Consider the following 23,630-nt stretch of genomic DNA (forward strand, 5'->3'; position numbering starts at 1 on the left):
TATGAGTCGTAGAGCATTTTTAAAACAATCTTCTTGTGCTTCATTAGGCATTTTATTAGCGCCTATGTATCGCAATGCTTTTCATTTTAATAATGAAAAAGATGTAATTATTGGGCACAATTCTCATCAATATAAAGTGAACATGAATTGGGGGAATTTAGATCCTCTAAAAACACCTGTAAAAGATTGTCATGAAATTGTACAAGATTCTAAAGGACGCATTGTTTTATTAACCAATCACACGAAAAACAATATTATTATTTACGATAAATCAGGTAAACTAATTGAAACTTGGGGCACACAATATCCAGGAGGTCATGGTTTAACGTTGTGTAAAGAAAATGGAGAAGATTTTTTGTTGATTACAGATTATGAAAGACATCAAATCATAAAAACAACGATGGATGGCAAAGTCGTTTTTGAGGTCGATTATCCAGCAGATACAGGGAAGTACAACAGCAAAGAAGAATTTAAACCAACTGAAACTACGGTTTTAGAAAATGGCGATTTTTATGTGGCAGATGGTTATGGAAACCAATATATAACACATTATAATCACAAAGGAGAATTGCAAAATATCTTTGGAGGAAAAGGAACAGGCGATTCTCAATTTTTAAATGCACACGGAATTTGTTACGATAATAGAGATAAAAACAATCCTTCACTTTTAATTTCTGCAAGAGAAATGAATGTGCTAAAAAGGTTTAGTTTAGATGGTAAATATTTATCGTCCATAGAAGTTCCAGGTGCATTAATTTGCAGACCAGTAATTCATAAAAACGATATTTATTTTGCAGTTTTAAAATCGAAAAAAGCACCCAATAGCGATTCTGGTTTTTTATTGATTATGGACGAAAATAATAAAGTAGTTTCTTGTCCTGGAGCAACAGCACCAACTTATAACAACAGCAATTTAGAAGAATTATATCAAACGATACGATTGTTTCAATATCCACATGATGTGTGTATAGATGATGATGAAAATATCTATGTAGCACAATGGAATTCAGGACAAACCTATCCAATAAAACTAACAAGAGTATGAGGCTAAGAGCAATATTTTCTGTTTTAGCGTTACTACTTTTAAATTGTAAAAAGAATACTGAAATTTCCTTTTTACAAGAAAATCAGGTTCGTATTACGCAACCAAGATTAATAGCAACCAATCAATTAATAGATTCTGTAGCAATCCTTTCTGCAAATTTAAAATTAGAAGGCACTAAAATTTATTACACAGAAAATGGTGAAGATCCAACTGAAAAATCTACAGCATATACCCAGCCCATAAAAGTTTTTAAACCGGGCGTTTATAAATTTAAAGCCTATCATGCAGATTGGAAACCAAGTGAAATTGTAGAAAAAGTATTTTATAAAAGAGGACTTCCAATTGAAAAAATCGAGTGGGCTACAAAACCAAGTCAAACTTATAAAGGTGTTGGTTTATCAACCTTAAACAATAACCAAAAAGCAAGTATCGATTTTAAAGACGAACAATGGTTAGGATTTGATACCATTGCAAAAGCGAGCTTGACTTTAAAAAATGTAACGTTTGTAAAATCCTTAAATATTGGGTATTTAAAAGATCCTGGATCTTGGATTTTTCCACCTGAAAGTATTCAAGTTGAAACCTCAAAAGATGGTATTCATTTTAAAAGTAAAACGATTGAAATTCAGCCTTTGGAAAAAGTATCGTCAGTTTCTATTGAATATGTAGATGTTGAAATAAATGAGGACGTTAAATTTTTACGAGTTGGAGTGAGAAACACAGCTTCCATTCCAGATTGGCATGAAGGAAAAGGCACAAAAGGATGGCTTTTTATGGATGAATGGATTTTAAAATAATAGCATTTATTAGATGAGGTTTTTAAGTACAAAAAATATTTTGGTTTTCACATTAATACTAACGGTTGTTATCGTTAGTATTAGTGAGTCTTCAAGGTTGGTTTTGTTTTTAGGAAGATTCCATCCATTAATTTTACACTTGCCAATTGGCGCATTAATATTAACGTTATTTATTGATATTGTTGGAAGAATAAACAATAATTATCCAAAACAAACAGTACAATATGCACTTGGGTTTTCGGCCTTTTTTGCAGTTTTAGCTTGCTATTTGGGCTATTTTTTATCTTTTGAAGGTGGTTATGATAAAGATACTTTAGACACTCATTTATGGTTAGGAGTTGTTTCAGCAATTTTAATAATTGGTCTTTTTCTATTCAGTAAAGTTGAACATAAAAAAGCGTCAAGATTGTTTTTTCCTGCATTTATTATCACATTTATAGTAATAAGTTTTGCAGGACATTATGGAAGTGTATTAACGCACGGAAGCGATTTTTTGACTCAATATGCAAAAGTTCCACAGAAAGCGAAAGTTATTAAAAACATAGATAGTTTAGATATTTATAAAGATGTTGTTCATAAAATATTAGATGGAAAATGTATTCAATGTCATAATCCCACAAAAAGAAAAGGTGAATTGGCTTTAAATTCTTCAGAAAATATTTTAAAAGGAGGCGAAAACGGCGCTGTTATCGAAAAAGGAAATGCGAGTAATAGTTTAATTTATACGAGTTTGTTTTTACCAATTTCAGATAAAAAACACATGCCTCCAGAAGGGAAGCCTCAATTAACAAAAGAAGAAGTGAGGCTCGTAGAATATTGGATAAATAATCAGGCGCATTTTAATGAAAAAGTTGCCAACCTACCTAAAAATGATACTTTAAATAAAATGCTTGCAAAGTATCTTGTTTTTGAAGAAATTAAAATTGAAGAAGCTTCTATAAGTGCTATTAATGAAGCAAAAGAAGCTGGTTTTTCAGTTTTAAAATTAGTTCCAAATCAGCCAGAGCTTAGTGTGAAGTTTCAAAAAGGAGAAATCACAGACGATGGTTTAAAAACATTAAATAATCTTAACGAGCAAATTATTGAGTTAGATTTAAGTAATACTGCTTTAACGGATAATATGATTTCAGATTTAAAGGAGTTTAAAAATCTTCAGAAGTTATCTTTAAACAATACAAAAATTACAGACAAATCCTTGGCGAATTTCCACAATTCTAAAAGACTTAAAGTATTGAATTTATACAACACAGGAATCACAAATAAAGGATTAGATGCTTTTCTAAAACACGTAGTTCCAGAAGATATTTATATTTGGGAAACTGAGGTGGAAAAAGACTTTATCGCTAAATTAGAATCCGAATATAAAACAAATTTACATGCAGGTGTCGCAGACGGATTTGTGGAAATTACCAAATTAGAATCTCCAACTTTTCTTACTGATGAAAACCTTTTTGTGGATTCACTTACAGTTAAATTAGTTTCAAAAATTAAAAACGTAAAAACGTATTATACGATTGATGGTTCTGAACCAGATTCCACTTCTTTAAAATATAAGGATATAATTTTTTTGAAAAACTCTGCACATTTAAAATTAAGAGGATTCAAAAATGGGTGGTTGCCAAGTAATATCGTTGAAAAAGGATTTTTTAAGATAAAATACGAAGTTGAAAATTATAATTTAGTAAATCAGCCAGATGCCAGATATCCAGGAGGCTCGAAATTATTCGATTTAAAACAAGGAGGCGATTCTTTTAAAGATGGAAGTTGGGCAGGTTTTACAGGAGATAATATCGATGTTACTATTGATATGGAAACCATAAAGGAGATCGATAAAATTTCTGTAAATTGCTTAGAAAATACAGTCAATTGGATATTTTTCCCTAAAAAAGTAACTGTTTATTCTTCAACAAATAAAAATACTGGGTTCAAAAAAATAAGAGAATTAAAAATCAACAGAAAAGGGAAACATGGAGAGGGTACAATTATAAAATCCTACACAGTTGACATCCCAAAAACAAAAACACAATTTATAAGAGTCGTTGTAGAAAACTACAAAGCGCTTCCAAAATGGCATGAAGGTGCTGGTAAAGATGCATGGCTTTTTGTAGATGAAATTTTAATACATTAATTTATTAGCATGAAAAAAAGTATAATAGTACTATTTGTTTGTTGTTTCGTAAGCAGTTTAAGTATTGCTCAAAAAAAGGAATTAAGTAAAGAAAAACGTTTGGAATGGTTTAAAGATGCCAAGTTGGGTATTTTTATTCATTGGGGAATTTATAGCGTTAACGGAATCGACGAATCTTGGTCTTTTCATAATAATTATCTTTCGTATGAAGATTATATGAAACAGTTAGATGGTTTTACTGCAAAAAAATACGATCCAGAATTATGGGCGAAATTAATTAAAGAAAGTGGTGCAAAATATACTGTAATTACAGCAAAACATCATGATGGAGTTGCATTATGGGATTCAAAATATAGTGACTTAAATGTTGTAGATAAAACTCCAGCAAAAAAAGATGTGCTTACGCCATTTGTAAACGCAGTGCGTAAAGAAAATTTAAAATTAGGTATTTATTATTCTTTATTAGATTGGTCTAATCCAGATTATCCGAATTTCACAAGAAAAGAAAAACGTTATTTAGAAGACGCAAAAAAATGGAAAACTTTTACGAAGTTTAACTTCGGACAAATAGAAGAATTAACAAACTATAATCCAGATTTATATTGGTTTGATGGCGATTGGGAACAATCTGCAGAAAAATGGAAAGCCAAAGAAATTCGTGAGCTATTATTGGATAAAACACCAACAACAATTATCAATTCTCGATTGCAAGGTTATGGAGATTATGCAACGCCAGAGCAAGGAGTGCCAATTACAAAACCAGACAATCCTTATTGGGAATTATGTTTAACAATGAATAATTCTTGGGGGTTTCAACCCAATGATACAAATTATAAAACTTCAAATCAGTTGATTCGTATTTTGGTAGATTGTATAAGTATGGGTGGAAATTTATTGTTAGATATTGGGCCAAAACCAGATGGAACCATTCCAGAAGAACAAGTAGCTATTTTAAAAGATTTAGGAAGATGGACTAAAAAACACGAATCTGCCATTTACGGAACGAGAGCAGGAATTCCTTTTGGGCATTTTAATGGTTATACAGCCTTATCTAAAGACAGTACAATGTTATATTTATATGTTGATAATAAACCAAATGGTCCTTTATTAATTAAGGGTTTAAAAAATAAAGTAAGTAGAGCTTGGGTTGTTGGAAATGGAACTAAATTAAAAACAAAAGTTGTTGGAAAGCAATATTGGAGCCATGTTCCAGGATTGTTATATATCGATTTACCTGAGCATGTACAAGATAAAGATGTAACAGTAATTGCAGTTTTATTAGATGGAAAAGTAGATTTATATAGAGAAAAAGGTCAAGTTATTGAAAGCAACTAAATTAAATTTATGATGTATAACAAATTCTATATATTTTTTATTGTAATTATATTGGTGTCCTGCAGTCAAATACAAAAGGAAAATAAAGTCGCTTTTAATGCGATTCAAACTACTAATTTAGTGGATTTGGTAAATCCTTTAATGGGAACAGATTCCGATTTCAGTTTATCAAATGGAAATACATATCCTGCGATTGCAACTCCTTGGGCAATGAATTTTTGGACGCCACAAACTGCAAAAATGGGCGATGGTTGGGCTTATAAATATGATGATAAAACCATTAGAGGAATCAAACAAACGCATCAACCAAGTCCTTGGATTAACGATTATGCCGCGTTTTCCTTAATGGCAATTACTGGTAAATTAAAATATAAAGAAGAAGAAAGAGCTTCCTATTTTTCACATAAAGCGGAAACTGTAAAACCAAACCATTATAAAGTTTATTTAGCAGATTATGATGTAACTGCCGAAGTTTCACCAACAGAAAGAGCTGCTCATTTTAAGTTCACGTTTCCAGAAGCAGATTCTTCATACATCATGTTAGATGCTTTTTATAAAGGATCTATGGTTAAAATTCTTCCAAAAGAAAGAAAAATAATTGGGTATTGTAGAAATAATAGTGGAGGTGTACCAGATAATTTTTACAATTATTTTGTGGCTGAATTTGATAAAGATTTCGAAGTAAACCATACTTGGAAAGACGATTGGGTTTTAATGGAAAATTCAACAGATAGTGAAGGAAAACATGTTGGAGCAATTATTGGTTTTAAAACGAAGAAAGGAGAAGAAGTACATGTAAAAGTGGCTTCATCATTTATAAGTCACGAGCAAGCAGCTTTAAATTTAAAAAGAGAAATTGGCAACGATTCATTTGAAAATACCAAAGAAAAAGCAAGAACAGCTTGGGAAAAAGAATTAGGCAGAATTAAAATTGAAGATGATAATATAGATAATATAAGAACATTTTATTCTTGTTTATATCGTGTTTTACTATTTCCAAGAAAGTTTTATGAATATGATTTAGATAACAATATAGTGCATTATAGTCCATATAATGGAAAAGTTTTACCAGGTTATATGTTTACAGATAATGGATTTTGGGATACGTTTAGAGCGGTTTTTCCATTTTTCAATTTAATGTATCCAGAATTGAATAGCAACATTATGGAAGGTTTGGCAAATACCTACAAAGAATCAGGTTGGTTGCCAGAATGGGCAAGTCCAGGACATAGAGATTGTATGGTTGGTTCCAATTCTGCAACAATTATTGCAGATGCCTTTTTGAAAGGAAATATGAAAGAAAAAGATGTTGATGTACTGTTTGAAGCTGTTCTTAAAAATGCAACTGTTAATGAGGGAAGACCTGTAAATTCAGTCGGTAGAGCTGGTGTAGATTATTACAATAAATTGGGTTATGTACCTTATAATGTTGGAATTAATGAAAATGCTGCCAGAACTTTAGAATACGCTTTTGCCGATTTTACAATTGCTGAAATGGCAGAAAAAATGGGCAAAGAAACTGTTGCTAATAAATATTATAACCAATCAAATAATTATAAAAATCTTTTCGACAATTCTACCAATTTAATGCGTGGTAAAAATGAAGACGGAACTTTTCAAACACCATTCAATCCTTTAAAATGGGGAGATGCATTTACAGAAGGAAATAGTTTGCATTATACGTGGTCGGTTTTTCATGACATACAAGGTTTGATAAGTTTAATGGGCGGAAAAGAAAATTTTGAAGCCAAATTAGATGAGGTTTTTACAATGCCACCAGATTTTGATGCTTCTTATTACGGTTTTACAATCCATGAAATCCGTGAAATGCAAATTGCAAATATGGGGAATTATGCACATGGAAATCAACCAATACAGCATATGATTTATTTGTATAATTATGCAAATGCTCCATACAAAGCTCAAGAAAAAGTGCGTGATGTTTTAACCAAATTATACAGTGCAACTCCAGATGGTTATTGTGGAGACGAAGATAATGGACAAACATCTGCTTGGTATGTCTTTAGTTCTTTAGGATTTTACCCAGTAACTCCAGGTGTTAACGAATATGTTATAGGAAGTCCATTGTTTAAGAAAGCAACTCTAAAATTAGAAAATGGAAATGAATTTGAGATTTCAGCATCTAATAATTCGAAAGAAAATGTTTACATAGAATCGATGTTATTAAATGGGGCAAATTGGAATCATAATTACCTCAATTTTAAAGATATCCAGAATGGAGGAAAAATAGAGTTTGATATGAATCCCACACCAAATAAGAAACGAGGAATTAATAATGATGATGTTCCTTATTCATATAGTAATAAAAGCAACTAGGTAATAAAAAATAAATCAAGAACAGATGAAAAAAAGTAAACAAAGAGCTCTAAAATTAATTATAGCACTCGTTTTAATGCAAAATGGTTTAATGGCTCAGGCTATTTATGAAGATGAGCGATATGTTCCAGAAACAGACCCAGTTGTTTTAGAAAAATTAGATCAATGGCAAGATAAAAAGTTCGGTTTATTAATGCATTGGGGTACATATAGCCAATGGGGAATTGTAGAGTCTTGGTCTCTTTGCCCTGAAGATTATGGTTGGTGTGAGAGAAAGAAAGGAGAAAATCCTAAAAATTATTTCGAATATAAAAAAGAATATGAAGGCTTGAAAAAAACCTTCAATCCAGTAAAGTTTGATCCAGAAAAATGGGCAAAAGCGGCAAAATATGCAGGAATGAAATACATGGTTTTTACTACAAAACATCATGATGGATTTTCGATGTTCGATTCGAAATATACAGATTATAAAGTAACGGATCCAGAATGTGCTTTTAGTACAAATCCAAAAGCAAACATTGCAAAAGAAGTTTTTAGTGCTTTTAGAAACGAAGATATGTGGATTGGTGCGTATTTCTCTAAACCAGATTGGAATACCGACAGTTATTGGGATCCTTATTTTCCTCCTCATGATAGAAACGTAAACTATAATCCTGCTGTATATCCAGAAAAATGGCAAAAATTTGTTGACTTTACACACAATCAAATTTTAGAGTTGATGACTGATTATGGAAAAGTAGATATTTTATGGTTAGATGGTGGTTGGGTTGCTAAAGTGCCAAAAGATGAAATTAAAAATGCGTATGATGCTAAGTTTCTAGAAAATAAATCTGGAAACGGATTTATTAAACATCGTGTTGTAGACCAGGATATTAAAATGGACGAATTGGTGGCAAAAGCTAGAAAAAAGCAACCAGGTTTAATTGTTGTAGATAGAGCTGTTCATGGGAAAAATCAAAATTATTTAACACCAGAAAACAGAATTCCAGAAAAAACATTGCCTTACCCTTGGGAATCTTGTATTATTTCTGGTGGTGGATGGTCTTATACACCAGATGCAAAATATATGAGTGGTAGAAAAGGAATTCACACACTTGTAGATGTTGTTGCAAAAGGTGGTAATTTATTATTGAATGTGGCACCAAGTCCAGAAGGAGAATGGCAACAAGGAGCATACGATTTATTGCAAGAATTTGGAGATTGGATGGATGTAAACAGTGCTGCAATTTACGAAACAAAACCAATTGAGCCTTTCAAAGAGAACAATATTTGCATGACTCAAAACAAAAAAGAAAATGTGTTTTTGTTTTATTTAGCGGAAGAAGGAGAAGATAAAATGCCATCAGAAATTATAGTTAAATCTATCAATCCTAAAAAAGGAACTAAAATTAGCATGTTAGGTTCTAATAAAAGATTGAAATGGGTAAAACAAAACGAAGGATTCAAAATTATGATTCCAAGGTCTTTGAGAAAAAATCCAACATCAAAATATGCTTGGACATTTAAAATTGAAGAAATAAATCGATAGATTAAAAAATGAAAAAATTCTGTTTTCCAAAAGAAAATCATCTTAAAAATCAAGTAAACTACTGCTATTTTATCTTAATAGCAGTAGTTTTTATGGTGAATAAAAGTTACGCTCAGCAACCAGTAGATTACGTCAACCCGTTTATTGGAACTTCCAATTATGGCGCAACAAATCCTGGAGCCATTGCACCAAGAGGCATGGTTAGTGTGTCTCCTTTTAATGTTGCTGGTGCTCCAAATTTACCACATGAAAAAGATAGCAGATGGCTTTCGAACCCTTATGTTCACGAGAATACTTTTTTAACAGGATTTTCTCATGTGAATTTAAGTGGTGTTGGTTGTCCAGATTTAGGCATTATTTTAACGATGCCAACCACAGGAAAACTGGAAACAGATTATTTAAAATATGGATCAACATATTCAAACGAAGTTTCTAAAGCAGGTTATTACAGCAATACAATTGATAAATACAATGTAAAAGTTGAAACAACAGCTTCTACAAGAACTGGGATTTCTAAATATCATTTTCCAGCAGGCCAATCGAATATATTAATCAATTTGGGTGTGGGTTTAACTAATGAAGAAGGAGGAATGCTAAAAATTGTTTCAGATACAGAAGTTGAAGGCATTCGAAATGTAGGTTCTTTTTGTTATTATAAACCAGAAGAAGCATATCCAGTTTATTTTGTAGCGAAGTTTAGCAAACCTGCAGATGAAACTGGAGTTTGGAAAAAACCAAAAAAATACAATGGTTTGGAAGGCCAGTGGATGGGCTATAATGGAAAAACACGTTTGTATAAAAACTACAGAAGAGAAGTTCTTGGAGACAGTATTGGAAGTTATTTCACCTATAATTTCAAAAAACCGACAACTGTAGAGGTTAAAATTGGTGTGTCTTACATTAGTATTGAAAATGCCAGAGAAAACTTAGAAAAGGAAACTCAGAATTTGTCTTTCGATGAAATTAATAAAAACACAAATTCTCAATGGAACAAATTGTTATCAAAAATTGAAGTAGAAGGAGGAACCAAAGACGATAAAACTATTTTTTACACAGCTTTGTATCATACTTTAATTCACCCAAATACTTTAAACGATTACAATGGAGAATACCCAAGTATGGCAAAAAGGGAAACAAAAACCACCCAAGGCACACGATTTACGGTGTTTTCTCTTTGGGATACCTATAGAAGTTTACATTCTTTAATGTCTTTAATTTATCCGAAACAACAGTCGGATATGGTAAAAAGCATGCTAAATATTTATGACGAAAGTGGTTGGTTGCCAAAATGGGAATTAAACGCCACAGAAACCACAACTATGGTTGGAGATCCAGCAGGAATTATTTTAGCGGACACTTATTTACGCGGAATTAAAGATTTCGATATTGAAAAAGCATACGAAGCCATGCGAAAAAGTGCGATTCAATTAGAAAATAATCCTCTTCGTCCAGGAATTAAAGATTATTTAGAAAAAGGATATTTAACGACAACAACGACTAAAAGTGGTTCGGTTTCAACAACCCAAGAATATAATATTACTGATTTTGCAATTGCGCAGTTAGCCAAAGAATTAGGTAAAACAGAAGATTATAAGGAGTTTACAAAACGTTCTACATCTTACAGAGATTTATTTGATAGGGAGTTTAATTTATTAAGACCTAAAAATCATGACGGTTCTTGGTTTGCGCCATTCAACCCAAATACTGGAGCAAATTTTGAAAAGAATTTAGGATTTATTGAAGGGAATTCTTGGCAATATACTTTTATGGTTTCACACGATGTAAAAGCATTAATGAAACTTATGGGAGGTAAAAAACCATTTGTAAATCAATTAGATAAAGTTTTCGATAATAAACAATATGATATGGCGAATGAGCCAGATATCATTTATCCGTATTTATATAATTATGTCAAAGGATACGAATGGAAAACACAAGACCGAGTTTCATCATTAATTAAAGAATATTTTACGAACAAACCAGCTGGTTTGCCTGGAAATGACGATACAGGAACGATGTCTGCTTGGTTAATTTATAGTATGATGGGTATTTACCCAAGTTCGCCAGCAGAACCATTGTATGCGATTACGAGTCCTGTTTTCGATAAAGTAACCATTCATTTAGATAGCCGTTATTACAAGAATAATACGTTGGTAATTACTTCCAATGCTTCAGAAAATGAAAATAATAAGAAGCATATAAAAAGTATTTATATGAATGGAAGAAGACATAGAAGTTACTTTATTTCTCATGATAAATTAGTGAAAGGAAATACTTTAAAAATTATATTAAAATAATATGTTTTTCAATTTAAAAAGCCATAAAAGATGAAGCGTAGAAATTTTATATCCAATACTTCTTTGTTATTAGCAGGTACAACTTTGTTGCCTCAAAACATCTTCACCATTCAAAAAGAATTTATAAGTCTACGCCCAAAATTAGCAAACAGAAAATTTGTAAGTAAAGAAGTAGAAAGAGTAATTACAGAAGTAAAATCTGTGATAAAAGACAAAGAATTGGCTTGGCTTTTCGAGAACTGTTTTCCAAATACGTTAGATACAACCATAGATTTTGAATTTATAGATGGCAAGCCAGATACATTTGTAATCACAGGAGATATAGATGCCATGTGGTTGCGAGATTCTACAGCACAAGTTTGGCCCTATATGCCATTAATCAACAAAGATAAAAAGTTAAAAGAGCTAATTAAAGGTTTAATAAATAGACAAGTAAAATGTGTGTTGTTAGATTCTTATGCAAATGCTTTTTTCAAAGATAAAACCAGAATTTCTCATTGGGAATCTGACGTTACACAAATGCTTCCAGGAATTCACGAACGTAAATGGGAAATAGATTCTTTATGTTACGTGGTACGTTTGGCGAATGAATATTATCAAATTACAAAAGATGTAAGTATTTTTGATTCTGACTGGGATAAAGCAATAAAATTGATTGTAAAAACATTTAAAACCGAACAACGAAAAAATAACGAATCGGAATATGTATTTAGTAGAGAAACGACTTCTGTAATAGATTCTCCACCTTTCGATGGAACTGGAAGACCAGCAAAACCAAACGGATTAATCTGTTCTATGTTTCGTCCATCAGACGATTCTACAATGTATCCTTATTTAATACCTTCCAATATTTTTGCAGTTTTGTCTTTAAGACAATTACATAGTATTTATAGCAATGTTTTTAAGGATGAAAAGTTTGCAAATGAATGTAAAAATTTGGCAGATGAAGTAGATTCGGCTATTCAAAAATATGCAGTTACAGAACATTTAGTTTTTGGGGAAATATACGCATATGAAGTAGATGGTTTTGGAAATAAATTATTTATGGACGATGCAAATGTGCCATCATTAATGTCTTTGGCTTATTTAGGAGCGCATAAAAATACGGATGCTATTTACAAAAGAACAAGACAGTTTTTATTGAGTGATAATAATCCGTATTTCTTAAAAGGCGCTTTGGCAGAAGGACAAGCGAGCCCACATACAGGCAAAAATAAAATCTGGCCAATGGGTATTATTTTAAGAGCAATGACGAGTACAGACGATGCCGAAATAAAAAAATGCCTTAAAATGTTAAAAGCAACACATGCAGGAAAAGGATTTATGCATGAAGGTTTCGATAAAGATAATCCAGATAATTATTCTAGAGATTGGTTTGCCTGGGCAAATACTTTGTTTGGGGAACTCATTTTAAAAATTTATAACGAGAATAGGAGTTTGTTGGCTGTTAATTATTAGAAATAATGTTTTAAAAGGAAAAAAATATATAGATTTTTATAATTTTAAAAATAAATTTGAAAGAGAGCTAAGCAACTGAAAATGTGTTTAAAAAATAATGAAAAATGTATTTAAAGTGCTGTTTATTTAAACATATGTTAATTAAATATATGTTTTAATTGTAATTTAATAATAAAAATACTTTTTTTTATCAAATTTTTTTCTATATTTGAGAATTAACCCCTATATTTTAGTAAGAATTTTTGGAATAGTTCTAAATTTTTTACTGAAATAAATAACGCCCCTAACCAATGTCAAAATGCCCTACATGTAGTTCGAATTATCGAAAAAGAATCTCAAGAAACTTATTATTAAAAATTGTTCCAAAAGCGAAATTTTACAAATGTTATCATTGTAAAACGAAATTTTTAAGCGTTCCTTATTTGTTTAATGAGTTTATTGTAAAGAAAGGAAAACGAATAGAAATTCCATTAATAAATTAATTTTATAGAAAACCTTTTAATTGTAGAAAATTAAGAGGTTTTTTATTTTGTGGAGGTAGAAAATTTAGAAGTTTAATTTCCAAAACTTTTTTAAATTTAATCTAATTTTAATGACACTGTAAAAAATTTATTAAAACAATTTAATTTATTGGGATTTAATTATATAAAACATGTATTTTTAGAACAAATACTTGAAATAAAATGAATAAAAAAATAATCTTAATAATAGCATTTTTCTTTTCAATTTCAAATTACGCTCAAATAGAAATAGAAATAGTCCCAAAACCCAATAATATACAAGTAGGTAGTGGATTCTTCAAGATCAATAAAAAAACATATATTCATTCCGATGTTTCATCCACTGGTGTTGCAAAGATGTTTCAAACCTATATAAGTAAAGTAAGTAAACTCAATTTAAAAATAAAAAAAGAAGCATCAAAAAAGGGAGCTATTGTTTTTACTCTTGACGATTCACTTGGTAAAGAAGCGTACACGTTAGATATTACAAAAAAGGAATACAAATTAAGGGCGGATCTAGCACTGGTGTTTTTTATGGAGTACAATCTCTTCTACAAATAATCCCTTTAGTTAACAATGAAAAAAGACAATTAAAATTACCAATAGTATCGATTGAAGATACTCCAAGATTTAACTGGCGTGCTTATATGTTAGATGAATCGAGATATTTTCATGGAGAAGAATTTGTAAAAATGATACTAGATGAGATGGCACGTCTTAAAATGAATGTTTTTCATTGGCATTTAACAGATGATGCTGGTTGGCGTATAGAAATTAAAAAATACCCAAAATTAACTGAGATAGGATCTAAAAGAAAAGATACAGAAATTGGATCTTGGGGAAGCAATAAAACATCTGGAGAATCACATAGTGGTTTTTATACACAAGAGCAAATTAAAAACATTGTATCTTTTGCTACAGAAAGACACATTACCATTGTTCCAGAATTTGAAATGCCAGGACATTCAAGTGCGGCAATTGCTGCTTATACTTGGTTAGGAACTGCAGGTAAGGCTATTGAAGTTCCTGTTAAATTTGGGCGACATTTTGATAATTATGATGTAACAAAACCGAAAGTTGTTCAGTTTATAAAAGATGTTTTAAGTGAAATGTTTGCATTATTTCCATCAGACGTTATTCATATTGGTGGAGATGAGGTAGGTTATAAAGTTTGGGAAGAATCACCTCACGTACAAAAGTATATGAAAAAGAACGGACTTAAAACCCCAGCCGATTTACAAATTTCATTTACTAACGATATATCAAAATTTATAAAACAAAAAGGAAAAAGAATGATGGGGTGGAACGAAATAATGGGAGCCAACATTCATAAAGGTTTTGAAGAAAAACAAAACGATAAAGATGCTGAAACAGAATTAGCCAAAAACGTTATTGTTCATTTTTGGAAAGGCGATATAGATTTAGCAACAAAAGCAGCGGAAAAAGGTTATGGTATTGTTAATTCTTTACATAGTAACACCTATTTAGATTATAGTTATAAAAGTATTAATTTGGAAAAGGCTTATAATTTTAATCCGATTCCAAAAGGTTTAAATATAAAATATCACGAAAATGTTTATGGTTTAGGTTGCCAAATGTGGAGTGAATGGACTCCTAAAAATAGCGATGTCGAGTATCAAACATTTCCAAGAATAGCTGCTTATGCAGAAGTGGGTTGGACCAATTTGGAAAATAAAAATTTTACAGATTTTAAACAAAGGTTAAAAAAAATTAAGCAATATTGGGATGAGAAAAATATTAATTATGCTAAAGACATAGATTAAGAGAGGTCTAATTAAAAACAACCTAGATTCCTGGATTTTAGCACTCAAAAAATTACCTTAGTTTATGAAATACTTTTTATTATCATTAGTTTTATTATGTTTAACTAATTGCACTCAACAACAAGAAATAGTAGTTTCTACTACTTATGAAGAACCAATAGATCCATCTCCAGATAGCTTAACAAATTGGTCCACAATTTCTAAAGGTTTACAAGCATCAGTAACTTCTACCTTTAATCGTTTTGTAAAAAGTAAAATTCCAAAAAATATAAAAAAAACATCTTGGAGAGGAGAAGCATGGAAAGGCGAGCGAATTTCTGTACAATTAGTACTTTGGAGCAAAGATTCCATTACCAATGTTAAAGCAAATGTTTCAGACTTTATTTCCGATAAAGACGATAAGCTACCATCGAGTATTGCAAAATTGCGTTTTGTAAAATATGTTATTACAGATGAGTTTGCTGGTGGTTGTGGATATAGGAAGCCAGAAAATTTTGCGGCTTCATTAGCTGCAGACGCTTTGGATACTGTGAGTTCTTATGCTATTAAAGCAAAAGAAACAAGACCACTTTGGGTAACAATTGATGTTCCAGCTGATGCAAATCCAGGAACTTATAATAGTATCATTTCTTTAAATATTGAAGGACAGGAATCTCAAGACTTTAATTTAACTTTAAACATAATGTCTAAAACATTACCACCACCAACCGAGTGGAAGTTTCATTTAGATTTATGGCAGAACCCTTTTGCTGTTGCGCGTATACATAAGGTAGAACTTTGGTCGGAAGCCCATTGGAAATTATTAAAACCTTTAATGAAGAAGCTGGCAAATGCTGGTCAAAAAGTAATTACGGTATCTTTAAATAAAAGACCTTGGGGAGCACAAACATTCGATCAATTTGAATCGATGATTGAATGGAAAAAGAAATCTAATGGAACTTGGCAATACGATTATACTGTTTTTGATAATTGGGTGCAATTTATGATGGATTTAGGAGTTGAAAATCAAATAAGCTGTTTTTCTATGGTACCATGGGGTAATGAGTTTTATTATTTTGATGAAACTAAAAATGAAGAAGTGAAAATTGTAGCACCACCAGGAACCAAAAATTACGAAACTTTATGGGTTCCATTTTTAAAGGATTTTATAAAGCATTTAGAAATAAAAGGATGGAAATCTAAAACGCGAATAGCTATGGATGAACGTGGTCCTGAAGAAATGAAGGCAATGTTTAAGTTATTAGACAAGTACGCACCAGAATTAGGCGCATCATTTGCAGATAACCATAAAAGTTATAAATTATATCCAACGCAGTTAAAAGATTTATCGGTTGCATTTGGTGCTACTGTAGACGAAGAAGATTTAGCACTTAGAAAACAAAAAGGTTATATAAGTACACATTATGTTTGCTGTTCAGATGGTTTTCCAAATGTATTTACATTTTCTCCTCCAGCAGAAGGTGTATTTATAGGTTGGTATACAATAGCAGCAAATTTCGATGGATTCCTACGTTGGGCCTATAACAGTTGGGTAGAAAATCCTTTACAAGACTCACGTTTTAGAGCTTGGCCAGCTGGAGATACATATTTAGTATATCCAAACAATCGAAGTTCTATACGTTTTGAAACATTAAGAGAAGGCATTCAGGATGCAGAAAAAATAAGAATTCTTAGAAACGAATTTGCAACAAAAAAAATGGTTGTAAAACTAAATGCATTAAATAACATAGTTAGCCAATTCAATATAACAGAAAAACCGAATAATTTGGAAGGTTTAATTATTGCTGCTAAGCAAAAACTAAATAATTTGGCGAAAAAGTAACATCTGTTTTTTTAAATTTGAAAGATTCCAGTATAATTAATATATAGATTTTACAGATGAGATTAAAAAAAAATAAGTATTAAATTATGAAACATATATTATATTTTGTAGCATTATTGTTCTGTTTTTCTTCCTGTAATCAGCAAGTAAAAAAAGTATCGAATAAAGAAGAGTTATTTACGTTTAAAGTAATGGCTTGGAATATTCTACATGGGGGAAACGATATTGAAAATGGTGCAAAAAATGTTGTAAATATTATCAAAGAAATAGACCCAGATATTATTTTAATGGTAGAAACCTATGGCTCTGGTAAAATGATCGCAGCTTCCTTAGGCTATAACTTTCATTTAATTGCTCCTAATGGGACTGCTTTAGATAATAAAGGAACCAATTTATCTATTTTTTCAAAATTCCCTTTTGGAGAACGTATTGATACTGAAAATGATTTTTATTTAGGAGGAAGAGAAATAATAGTTAATGGTCAAAAAATAAATGTATTTTCCAATTGGTTTCATTATTTACCATGGGCAGATGAACCTGAAGAACTAGGAATGTCTGTAGAGGAACTTTTAGAGTGGGAAAAATCGGAAGCTAAATACAAAATGATTCAAAAAGTATTGCCCAATATTAAAAAGTATGCTTCACAAGCCGATTCTATTCCTATGATTTTTGGAGGAGATTTAAATACACCATCTCATTTAGATTGGGGAGCAGAAACTAAAGCCATTCATAACGGATTAATTGTGCCTTGGTACGCTACCAAAATATTAGAAGATATTGGGTTAATTGATACTTACAGAAAATTAAATCCTAACCCTGTTACCCATCCTGGAATTACTTGGCATACCAAAGGGATAAACGACAACCATCGTATAGATTACATTTTTTATAAAAATCATAAGTTAAAAGCTATTAAATCAGAATCATTTAAGGTATTCTTTAATGAGCCTTTTAAAATTAATAATAAAGAAATTCTTTATCCATCAGATCATGGTATTGTTGTCACTACATTTCAACTTGCCAACTAATAAATAAGACTTAAAAATAATTTTCTAAAATTTATTATTTAAACGGAACCAACTGATATGTATAAAAAACATAAAAACTCTGTAAATCAGTAATTTACAGAGTTAAAAGTGGAGACGCCGAGAATCGAACTCGGGTCCAAACAAGCAGCCAAAAAGCTTTCTACATATTTAGTTCTTATTTAATTTTCGATCTAAAGCTGATTAAGAACAATCCACTTTAAACTTATCTTCTTTAGTTTCAAAAACCCGCCAAAGCTACAGGTTTTCTATGTTTATTTTTACGATGCCCAAAAGTGAAACGCCATAAACCAAGGCTTTTCGTGGACATAAAGCTTGCACACCTTGTGTGCCGAGGCTAATCTTACTATTAATTCAGATTATGCAGCTAAAGCGTAGTTATCTTCGCCGTTTAAAAAGTTGAAATTAGGTTTAACGAGTGTTATTTCATAACTCGATATGCTTACAAATTCACTGTCCTTGCTGTCAAAACCAGTCGTCCCCTTAATGAAATAGCAAAACTTAATTTGCGTAATCGAATCAATGCTAAATTTATTTCAGCATCACATCAAACTTCATTTTATTTTTTCAAAGAACACTATTATTTAATCAAAAACAATACCAATAATTTGGGCGTTCCTTTGTTTTAAAAGCATTTAAAACTAAAGGCAGGCTTTCGCTACTCGTTTTTTGTTCCATTACCATTTCACAAAAGAACTCAAACAGGTCGCTCTATCCTTAACGCGGTCTGCAAAAGTACAAAAAGTTATAAGTTTAACAACGTTAGTTTTAAAGAATAATTAAGACAAAAAAACAGAATTAATTATTAACTTTAGACTTCAAAAAAAATAAAAAGTATGATTAAAAAAGGAACAAAAGTAACTTGGAAATGGGGTAGTGGAACAGCAGAAGGCAAAGTAGAAGAAACCTATATAAAAGAAACCACCAAAACAATTAAAGAAACAGAAGTTACCAGAAATGGAGAAGAAGGAAATAAAGCATTATACATCAAGCAAAAAGATGGCGATTATGTTTTAAAACTTGAGAGTGAAGTAAGTAGAGCAGATTCATAAAATATAGTTGCAAGAGCCTTAAAAAACGAATATCTTCGAACCAATTAAAAAAATATATATGAAGTTTGGTATTATTAAAGAACGCAAAAACCCACCAGATAGAAGAGTTGTATTTTCTCCACAGAAATTAAAAGAATTTCAAGAACAATTTCCAAAAGCAATTTTGAAAGTTGAAAGTTCAGATATTCGAGTTTTTTCAGATGATTCTTACAAAAGCGAAGGAATACAAGTATCTGAAAAAATGGATGATTGCGATGTTTTATTTGGTGTAAAAGAAGTGCCTGTAGATAATTTAATTCCGAATAAAAAATACTTTTTCTTTAGTCACACTATTAAAAAGCAACCTTATAATAGAGATTTGCTAAACGCAATTTTAGACAAGAAAATCGAATTATTCGACCACGAAACTATCGTAAAAGAAAATGGCGCACGTTTAATTGGTTTTGGACGTTATGCAGGAATTGTTGGTGCTTATAATGGTTTTAGAGCCATTGGTTTAAAAAGTGGCGCTTTTCAATTACCAAAAGCAGAAATTTTAGACAGTCAGCAAGAATTAATAGAACAACTTCAAAAAATAGAACTTTCTAACATTAAAATTCTTTTAACAGGAAATGGAAAAGTAGCTTATGGAGCCAAAGAAATGTTAGATGCTATGAATATTTTAGAAGTTACAACCGAAGAATATTTAAACAATACTTACCAAGAGCCAGTATATTGTTTAGCAGATGTTCTAGATTATAACAAACGCAAAGATGGTAAAGTTATAGATAATTCCGATTTTTATAACCATCCAGAAAAATATGAATCTAACTTTATGCGCTTTGCAAAAGTGACAGACTTTTTTATTGCTGGACATTTTTATGGAGATGGAGCACCTTATTTATTTACAAGAGAAGATGCAAAATCTGCAGATTTTAATATAAAGTTTGTTGCAGATATTTCTTGTGATATTGATGGGCCAGTAGCTTCAACCATTAGACCATCTACAATTGCAGAACCAATTTATGGTTACAATCCAAGAACAGAAACCGAAGTAAATTTTAAAGATGATAATGCTATTGTAGTTATGGCAGTAGATAATTTACCTTGTGAATTACCCAAAGATGCAAGTGAAGGTTTTGGAGAAATGTTTTTAGAAAATGTAATTCCGGCTTTTTTCAATAATGATAAAGATGGCGTTTTAGAACGTGCAAAAATGACAGAAAACGGAAAACTGACAGAACGTTTTTCTTACTTACAAGATTATGTAGATGGAAGAGAATAATCTTCAAAATAGACAATTTCTGATTGATTTATCAAAAATGAAAATGCCTTTTGGAAAATACAAAGGCAGGTTTTTAATTGATTTACCAGAACATTATATTGTTTGGTATAGAACTAAAGGTTTTCCTAAAGGAAAATTGGGTTTACAAATGCAATTGGTTTATGAGTTGCAATTGAATGGTTTGGAAGATATTATTCGAAAAATTAAATAGTTTTATTTTTGAAACAAATAAAGAGTATTTTTACTACAAGCAATCTACTATAAGATTATTATAAACTATATTTTAAAATGAATATTGACCAATTATTCGACAATCCTATTTTTGTAAACATAGCATCAGTATTTCTACTTTTTGTTGTTGTTTACATCGTTATAAAAATGGCTCAAAAAGGAGCTACAAAATTAGCAACAGACAATGCTTCTAAATATAAAATGAGAAAGTTTGTCAACTTTTTAGGCTACATCATTTTTGTTATTGGAATTATGCTAATTTTTAATGCAAAACTCTCCGGATTTGGAACAGCTTTAGGAGTTGCAGGAGCAGGAATTGCGTTTGCTTTGCAAGAAATAATTGTGAGTATTGCTGGTTACATAGCCATTTTTACAAGTAATTTTTATAAAGTTGGAGATCGTGTAAAACTAGGTGGAATTAAAGGAGACGTTATTGATATTGGTATTTTAAGAACCACGTTAATGGAAATTGGCGATTGGGTAAATGGCGATTTATACAATGGTAAAATGGTGCGAGTTGCCAACAGTTTTATATTTAAAGAACCTGTTTATAATTATTCTGGAGATTTTCCTTTTTTGTGGGATGAGATTACAATTCCAATTAAAACTGATGGCGATTATCAATATGCAAAAGAGAAATTCTACGATATTTTAAAAGAAGAAGTTGGTGATTTTTCTGAAACTTCTCAAGTTGCATGGAATAAAATGATTGGTACTTACAGCTTAGAAAACGCCAGAGTAAAACCAATGATAACGATGGTTTTTGATGAAAATTGGATAACGTTTACGTTAAGATATGTGGTAGATTATAAATCTAGAAGAGGAACAAAATCTATTTTATTTGATAAAATTCTAACTTCAATCAAAGGGTCTAATGGAAAAGTAGAGGTTGCATCTGCGGCTTACGAAGTTTTTAATAAATAAAAGAAAATTTAATAAAATCAATTGCGAACTACAACTCCGTAAGTAATATGTGCAATTCCAAGAATGGTAAGTGAAGAATACCAATAACTCGGAATTAAAAAACACAATCCACCTAAAACAAGGCATAGTGCAGGTAAAATAAGATAATTCTTGTTTTCTTTATTTCTGAATAAGAAAAGTAAAACTCCATATAAAAGTAAAAAAACAGGTGTAATAAAATCGATATACCCTTGTTCTTTTAGTAGATATAAAACTAAAAAAATAATACAAATAGATATAAAATATTTCCAGAAAGCAGTTTTTGTTTTATGATTCCACAATGCATATTGGAATCTTTTTGCCAATCTCTTCCCTCTAAAAAAGAATGCTAATGAAGAAAATAAGAATACAATAAATGCGATTCCTATAATTAAAAATTCGACTAATTGTGGCGATAACATCCCAAGAGCATTGCCTTCAATAAGAAAACCATCTAAAATATATTCAATTACATAAGCAGCTCCTAAAAGGTAAAAACCAATTAAAATACTTGTGATTCCTTTAAGAGAAAAGTTTACAGAGAAATTATCGTGCATAAGAGAATTATATTCAGAATTTTTATAACTTTCGTAAATATACAAAATGAATATTTACTTCCACGAATATGAAACCAGCAGAAGAATACATTTTAAAACAACCAGAACCTTTTAAATCGATTTTATTGCATTTGCAAATTTTAATTGAAACCAGTTTTCCAGAAGTCGATTTACAGTTTAAATGGAAAATGCCTTTTTATTATTTAGATGAAAAACCTTTTTGTTATTTGAATGTATCCAAAAAGAAAGGGTATGTAGATGTTGGTTTTTGGGCTTCTGCACATTTAACAAAATACAACGAACTTTTAATTACAGAAAATAGAAAAGTAATAAAATCTTTAAGATATTTTAGTGTGGAAGATGTAAATGAAGAAGTCTTGTTGTCTGTTTTAGAAGAAGCACATTTACTAAAAGATAAAGGGTTTTACAAAAGAAACTAATTACCTCGTCTTAAACTGAAGCGCAACTTCATTATTCAAGTACAAATATAATTCAGAATTTTTTTTGGGCTTAGGAATTGATAAAATTGTAATTCCATTTTCTATTTTTAAAACTGCTTTTTGTGCATATTTATACCCTCTAAAATTATAAATGATAGAAGAGCTTAAAGCTAAGTTCTTAAACTTTAAAACAATATTTTCAACTCTTTCAACTTTAATAATTCCATTTTTTGGAGAAAGTAGCTCAATATCCGAGTTTAAAAAATTGTGTCCATAAATAGGCTGGTTGTAAAATTCAGATAAAGACATTCTGCCAAAACGTAGAACCCATAAAGAATCATCAGGGAAATGAGTTTTAAAAATTTTATTTTTTGGAATGTTATAAAAGTAATCGTTAAATTTTCGGATCCATTTTCCATTATATTCGTAACCTGCAGCCCAAGTTGCGTCTAAAATAATCCATTTTCCATTTAGTTTTACGGCGTTCCAAGCATGGTTTGTAGCATTTGCTGGTTTCCCTATTTCATTGGGAATGTTTCTTACATATCCTTTTATAACTTCGGATTCTAGACCTAGTAAATCGCAGATTTTTTTAAAAGACTGTGCATATTCTTCGCAAACACCTTGTTTTGTTTTAAACATAGCAGCAACTAAATTGTCTTTTGCGGCTTGTAATTTTTGCTTTTTTTCTTCCTCGGAAAAATAGCTAAAACGAATACTTCTTTGTCTTGGATTGTAAAATTCTTTTAAATTATAACGAATATTTTTCGCCAACCAAAAAAAAGCAGCTCTTGCTTTTTCTTCTTTTTTTGAAAAATCTTTATCGATTTTATTTGCTAAATCTTCCACTTTAGAATAACGTGGATATTTTGTGACTTTAGCATCTACTTCTGCAAAATCTTGAGAGTTTGTAGCTATTGAAATTAATAAAAAGAAAGTAAGAAGATATTTCATAATTATAAAACGTAAACAACTTTATAGAAACAATTATTGTGCCCTTAATTTGTTTGTTTGAGGTTTCTTCAAAAAAGAAACCCTTTAGGTCTTGAAAACCTTAAGGGTCTAAA

At 30.6% G+C, this 23,630-nt stretch carries 18 protein-coding genes, 1 other RNA gene and 1 pseudogene; 17 read left to right on the forward strand and 3 right to left on the reverse strand.

Features of this window, described 5'->3' with window-relative positions; all coding sequences use genetic code 11:
- The first annotated feature begins 1 nt into the window (after position 1).
- The 12 genes and pseudogenes from H9I45_RS14220 to H9I45_RS14270 all read left to right on the forward strand — a co-directional run bounded on the left by H9I45_RS14220 (position 2) and on the right by H9I45_RS14270 (position 18,059).
- Positions 2 to 1,045: an NHL repeat-containing protein gene (locus tag H9I45_RS14220; RefSeq protein WP_088354465.1), complete on the forward strand. Its 1,044-nt coding sequence runs from the start codon at positions 2 to 4 to the stop codon at positions 1,043 to 1,045.
- Positions 1,042 to 1,842: a chitobiase/beta-hexosaminidase C-terminal domain-containing protein gene (locus tag H9I45_RS14225; RefSeq protein ID WP_176397573.1), complete on the forward strand. Its 801-nt coding sequence runs from the start codon at positions 1,042 to 1,044 to the stop codon at positions 1,840 to 1,842. The genes H9I45_RS14220 and H9I45_RS14225 overlap by 4 nt, the downstream gene beginning before the upstream one ends.
- Before the next feature lie 40 nt (positions 1,843 to 1,882).
- Complete coding sequence (locus tag H9I45_RS14230; RefSeq protein WP_191141232.1) at positions 1,883 to 3,970, forward strand: c-type cytochrome domain-containing protein; 2,088 nt, start codon at positions 1,883 to 1,885, stop codon at positions 3,968 to 3,970.
- A 9-nt stretch (positions 3,971 to 3,979) separates the two neighbouring features.
- Positions 3,980 to 5,305, forward strand: coding sequence for an alpha-L-fucosidase (locus H9I45_RS14235; protein WP_088354462.1), 1,326 nt, complete (start codon positions 3,980 to 3,982; stop codon positions 5,303 to 5,305).
- A 12-nt stretch (positions 5,306 to 5,317) separates the two neighbouring features.
- The gene (locus H9I45_RS14240; protein ID WP_217896862.1) at positions 5,318 to 7,642 is read left to right on the forward strand and encodes a GH92 family glycosyl hydrolase; all 2,325 of its coding nucleotides are present in this window, start codon (positions 5,318 to 5,320) and stop codon (positions 7,640 to 7,642) included.
- A gap of 25 nt (positions 7,643 to 7,667) precedes the next feature.
- Entirely contained in the window at positions 7,668 to 9,170 is a 1,503-nt protein-coding gene (locus H9I45_RS14245) for an alpha-L-fucosidase (protein ID WP_088354460.1), read from the forward strand.
- 92 nt (positions 9,171 to 9,262) lie between these two features.
- Complete coding sequence (locus tag H9I45_RS14250; RefSeq protein ID WP_254712597.1) at positions 9,263 to 11,467, forward strand: GH92 family glycosyl hydrolase; 2,205 nt, start codon at positions 9,263 to 9,265, stop codon at positions 11,465 to 11,467.
- Positions 11,468 to 11,497: 30 nt separating this feature from the next.
- Positions 11,498 to 12,925 (forward strand): glycoside hydrolase family 125 protein, encoded by a 1,428-nt coding sequence (locus tag H9I45_RS14255; protein WP_088354458.1) that lies wholly within the window; start codon positions 11,498 to 11,500, stop codon positions 12,923 to 12,925.
- 683 nt (positions 12,926 to 13,608) lie between these two features.
- Positions 13,609 to 13,973, forward strand: a pseudogene (locus tag H9I45_RS16355) (glycoside hydrolase family 20 zincin-like fold domain-containing protein); the annotation flags it as partial.
- 99 nt (positions 13,974 to 14,072) lie between these two features.
- On the forward strand, positions 14,073 to 15,209 hold the full coding sequence (locus H9I45_RS14260) for a beta-N-acetylhexosaminidase (RefSeq protein ID WP_254712598.1): 1,137 nt from the start codon (positions 14,073 to 14,075) through the stop codon (positions 15,207 to 15,209).
- Positions 15,210 to 15,273: 64 nt separating this feature from the next.
- Positions 15,274 to 17,031, forward strand: coding sequence for a DUF4091 domain-containing protein (locus tag H9I45_RS14265; protein ID WP_088354456.1), 1,758 nt, complete (start codon positions 15,274 to 15,276; stop codon positions 17,029 to 17,031).
- A gap of 86 nt (positions 17,032 to 17,117) precedes the next feature.
- Entirely contained in the window at positions 17,118 to 18,059 is a 942-nt protein-coding gene (locus tag H9I45_RS14270; RefSeq protein WP_088354455.1) for an endonuclease/exonuclease/phosphatase family protein, read from the forward strand.
- Between the two features lie 106 nt (positions 18,060 to 18,165).
- Here H9I45_RS14270 and ssrA read toward each other — a convergent pair.
- Positions 18,166 to 18,560: a transfer-messenger RNA gene (ssrA, locus tag H9I45_RS14275) on the reverse strand.
- A gap of 353 nt (positions 18,561 to 18,913) precedes the next feature.
- On the opposite strand from ssrA, the gene H9I45_RS14280 reads away from it, so the two are divergent.
- From H9I45_RS14280 to H9I45_RS14295, 4 genes are all read left to right on the forward strand, one after another.
- Positions 18,914 to 19,129 (forward strand): hypervirulence associated TUDOR domain-containing protein, encoded by a 216-nt coding sequence (locus H9I45_RS14280; RefSeq protein ID WP_088354454.1) that lies wholly within the window; start codon positions 18,914 to 18,916, stop codon positions 19,127 to 19,129.
- 58 nt (positions 19,130 to 19,187) lie between these two features.
- On the forward strand, positions 19,188 to 20,393 hold the full coding sequence (locus H9I45_RS14285) for an NAD(P)-dependent oxidoreductase (RefSeq protein WP_088354453.1): 1,206 nt from the start codon (positions 19,188 to 19,190) through the stop codon (positions 20,391 to 20,393).
- A complete protein-coding gene (locus H9I45_RS14290; RefSeq protein WP_088354452.1) occupies positions 20,380 to 20,604 on the forward strand; it encodes a DUF3820 family protein in 225 nt (74 codons plus the stop codon). The genes H9I45_RS14285 and H9I45_RS14290 overlap by 14 nt, the downstream gene beginning before the upstream one ends.
- Positions 20,605 to 20,681: 77 nt before the next feature.
- Entirely contained in the window at positions 20,682 to 21,548 is an 867-nt protein-coding gene (locus tag H9I45_RS14295; RefSeq protein ID WP_088354451.1) for a mechanosensitive ion channel family protein, read from the forward strand.
- A gap of 17 nt (positions 21,549 to 21,565) precedes the next feature.
- On the opposite strand, the gene H9I45_RS14300 is transcribed toward H9I45_RS14295, so the two are convergent.
- Positions 21,566 to 22,123: a hypothetical protein gene (locus H9I45_RS14300; RefSeq protein ID WP_088354547.1), complete on the reverse strand. Its 558-nt coding sequence runs from the start codon at positions 22,121 to 22,123 to the stop codon at positions 21,566 to 21,568.
- A 68-nt stretch (positions 22,124 to 22,191) separates the two neighbouring features.
- Here H9I45_RS14300 and H9I45_RS14305 point away from each other — a divergent pair, with 68 nt between their 5' ends.
- Entirely contained in the window at positions 22,192 to 22,563 is a 372-nt protein-coding gene (locus H9I45_RS14305; RefSeq protein ID WP_088354450.1) for a DUF1801 domain-containing protein, read from the forward strand.
- On the opposite strand, the gene H9I45_RS14310 is transcribed toward H9I45_RS14305, so the two are convergent.
- Entirely contained in the window at positions 22,564 to 23,517 is a 954-nt protein-coding gene (locus tag H9I45_RS14310; RefSeq protein WP_088354449.1) for a transglutaminase domain-containing protein, read from the reverse strand.
- Positions 23,518 to 23,630 lie beyond the last annotated feature (113 nt).

The organism is Polaribacter haliotis, assembly GCF_014784055.1.
GTDB lineage: Bacteria > Bacteroidota > Bacteroidia > Flavobacteriales > Flavobacteriaceae > Polaribacter > Polaribacter haliotis.

Excerpts from the sequence above, each read along its gene's own strand:
- H9I45_RS14255 (WP_088354458.1), top strand. The coding sequence starts at position 11,498 with ATGAAGCGTAGAAATTTTATATCCAATACTTCTTTGTTATTAGCAGGT.
- H9I45_RS14250 (WP_254712597.1), top strand. The coding sequence starts at position 9,263 with ATGGTGAATAAAAGTTACGCTCAGCAACCAGTAGATTACGTCAACCCG.
- H9I45_RS14280 (WP_088354454.1), top strand. The coding sequence starts at position 18,914 with ATGATTAAAAAAGGAACAAAAGTAACTTGGAAATGGGGTAGTGGAACA.
- H9I45_RS14235 (WP_088354462.1), top strand. The coding sequence starts at position 3,980 with ATGAAAAAAAGTATAATAGTACTATTTGTTTGTTGTTTCGTAAGCAGT.
- H9I45_RS14300 (WP_088354547.1), bottom strand. The coding sequence starts at position 22,123 with ATGCACGATAATTTCTCTGTAAACTTTTCTCTTAAAGGAATCACAAGT.
- H9I45_RS14295 (WP_088354451.1), top strand. The coding sequence starts at position 20,682 with ATGAATATTGACCAATTATTCGACAATCCTATTTTTGTAAACATAGCA.
- H9I45_RS14240 (WP_217896862.1), top strand. The coding sequence starts at position 5,318 with ATGTATAACAAATTCTATATATTTTTTATTGTAATTATATTGGTGTCC.
- H9I45_RS14290 (WP_088354452.1), top strand. The coding sequence starts at position 20,380 with ATGGAAGAGAATAATCTTCAAAATAGACAATTTCTGATTGATTTATCA.
- H9I45_RS14270 (WP_088354455.1), top strand. The coding sequence starts at position 17,118 with ATGAAACATATATTATATTTTGTAGCATTATTGTTCTGTTTTTCTTCC.
- H9I45_RS14260 (WP_254712598.1), top strand. The coding sequence starts at position 14,073 with ATGTTAGATGAATCGAGATATTTTCATGGAGAAGAATTTGTAAAAATG.
- H9I45_RS14310 (WP_088354449.1), bottom strand. The coding sequence starts at position 23,517 with ATGAAATATCTTCTTACTTTCTTTTTATTAATTTCAATAGCTACAAAC.
- H9I45_RS14305 (WP_088354450.1), top strand. The coding sequence starts at position 22,192 with ATGAAACCAGCAGAAGAATACATTTTAAAACAACCAGAACCTTTTAAA.
- H9I45_RS14220 (WP_088354465.1), top strand. The coding sequence starts at position 2 with ATGAGTCGTAGAGCATTTTTAAAACAATCTTCTTGTGCTTCATTAGGC.
- H9I45_RS14285 (WP_088354453.1), top strand. The coding sequence starts at position 19,188 with ATGAAGTTTGGTATTATTAAAGAACGCAAAAACCCACCAGATAGAAGA.
- H9I45_RS14265 (WP_088354456.1), top strand. The coding sequence starts at position 15,274 with ATGAAATACTTTTTATTATCATTAGTTTTATTATGTTTAACTAATTGC.
- H9I45_RS14245 (WP_088354460.1), top strand. The coding sequence starts at position 7,668 with ATGAAAAAAAGTAAACAAAGAGCTCTAAAATTAATTATAGCACTCGTT.
- H9I45_RS14225 (WP_176397573.1), top strand. The coding sequence starts at position 1,042 with ATGAGGCTAAGAGCAATATTTTCTGTTTTAGCGTTACTACTTTTAAAT.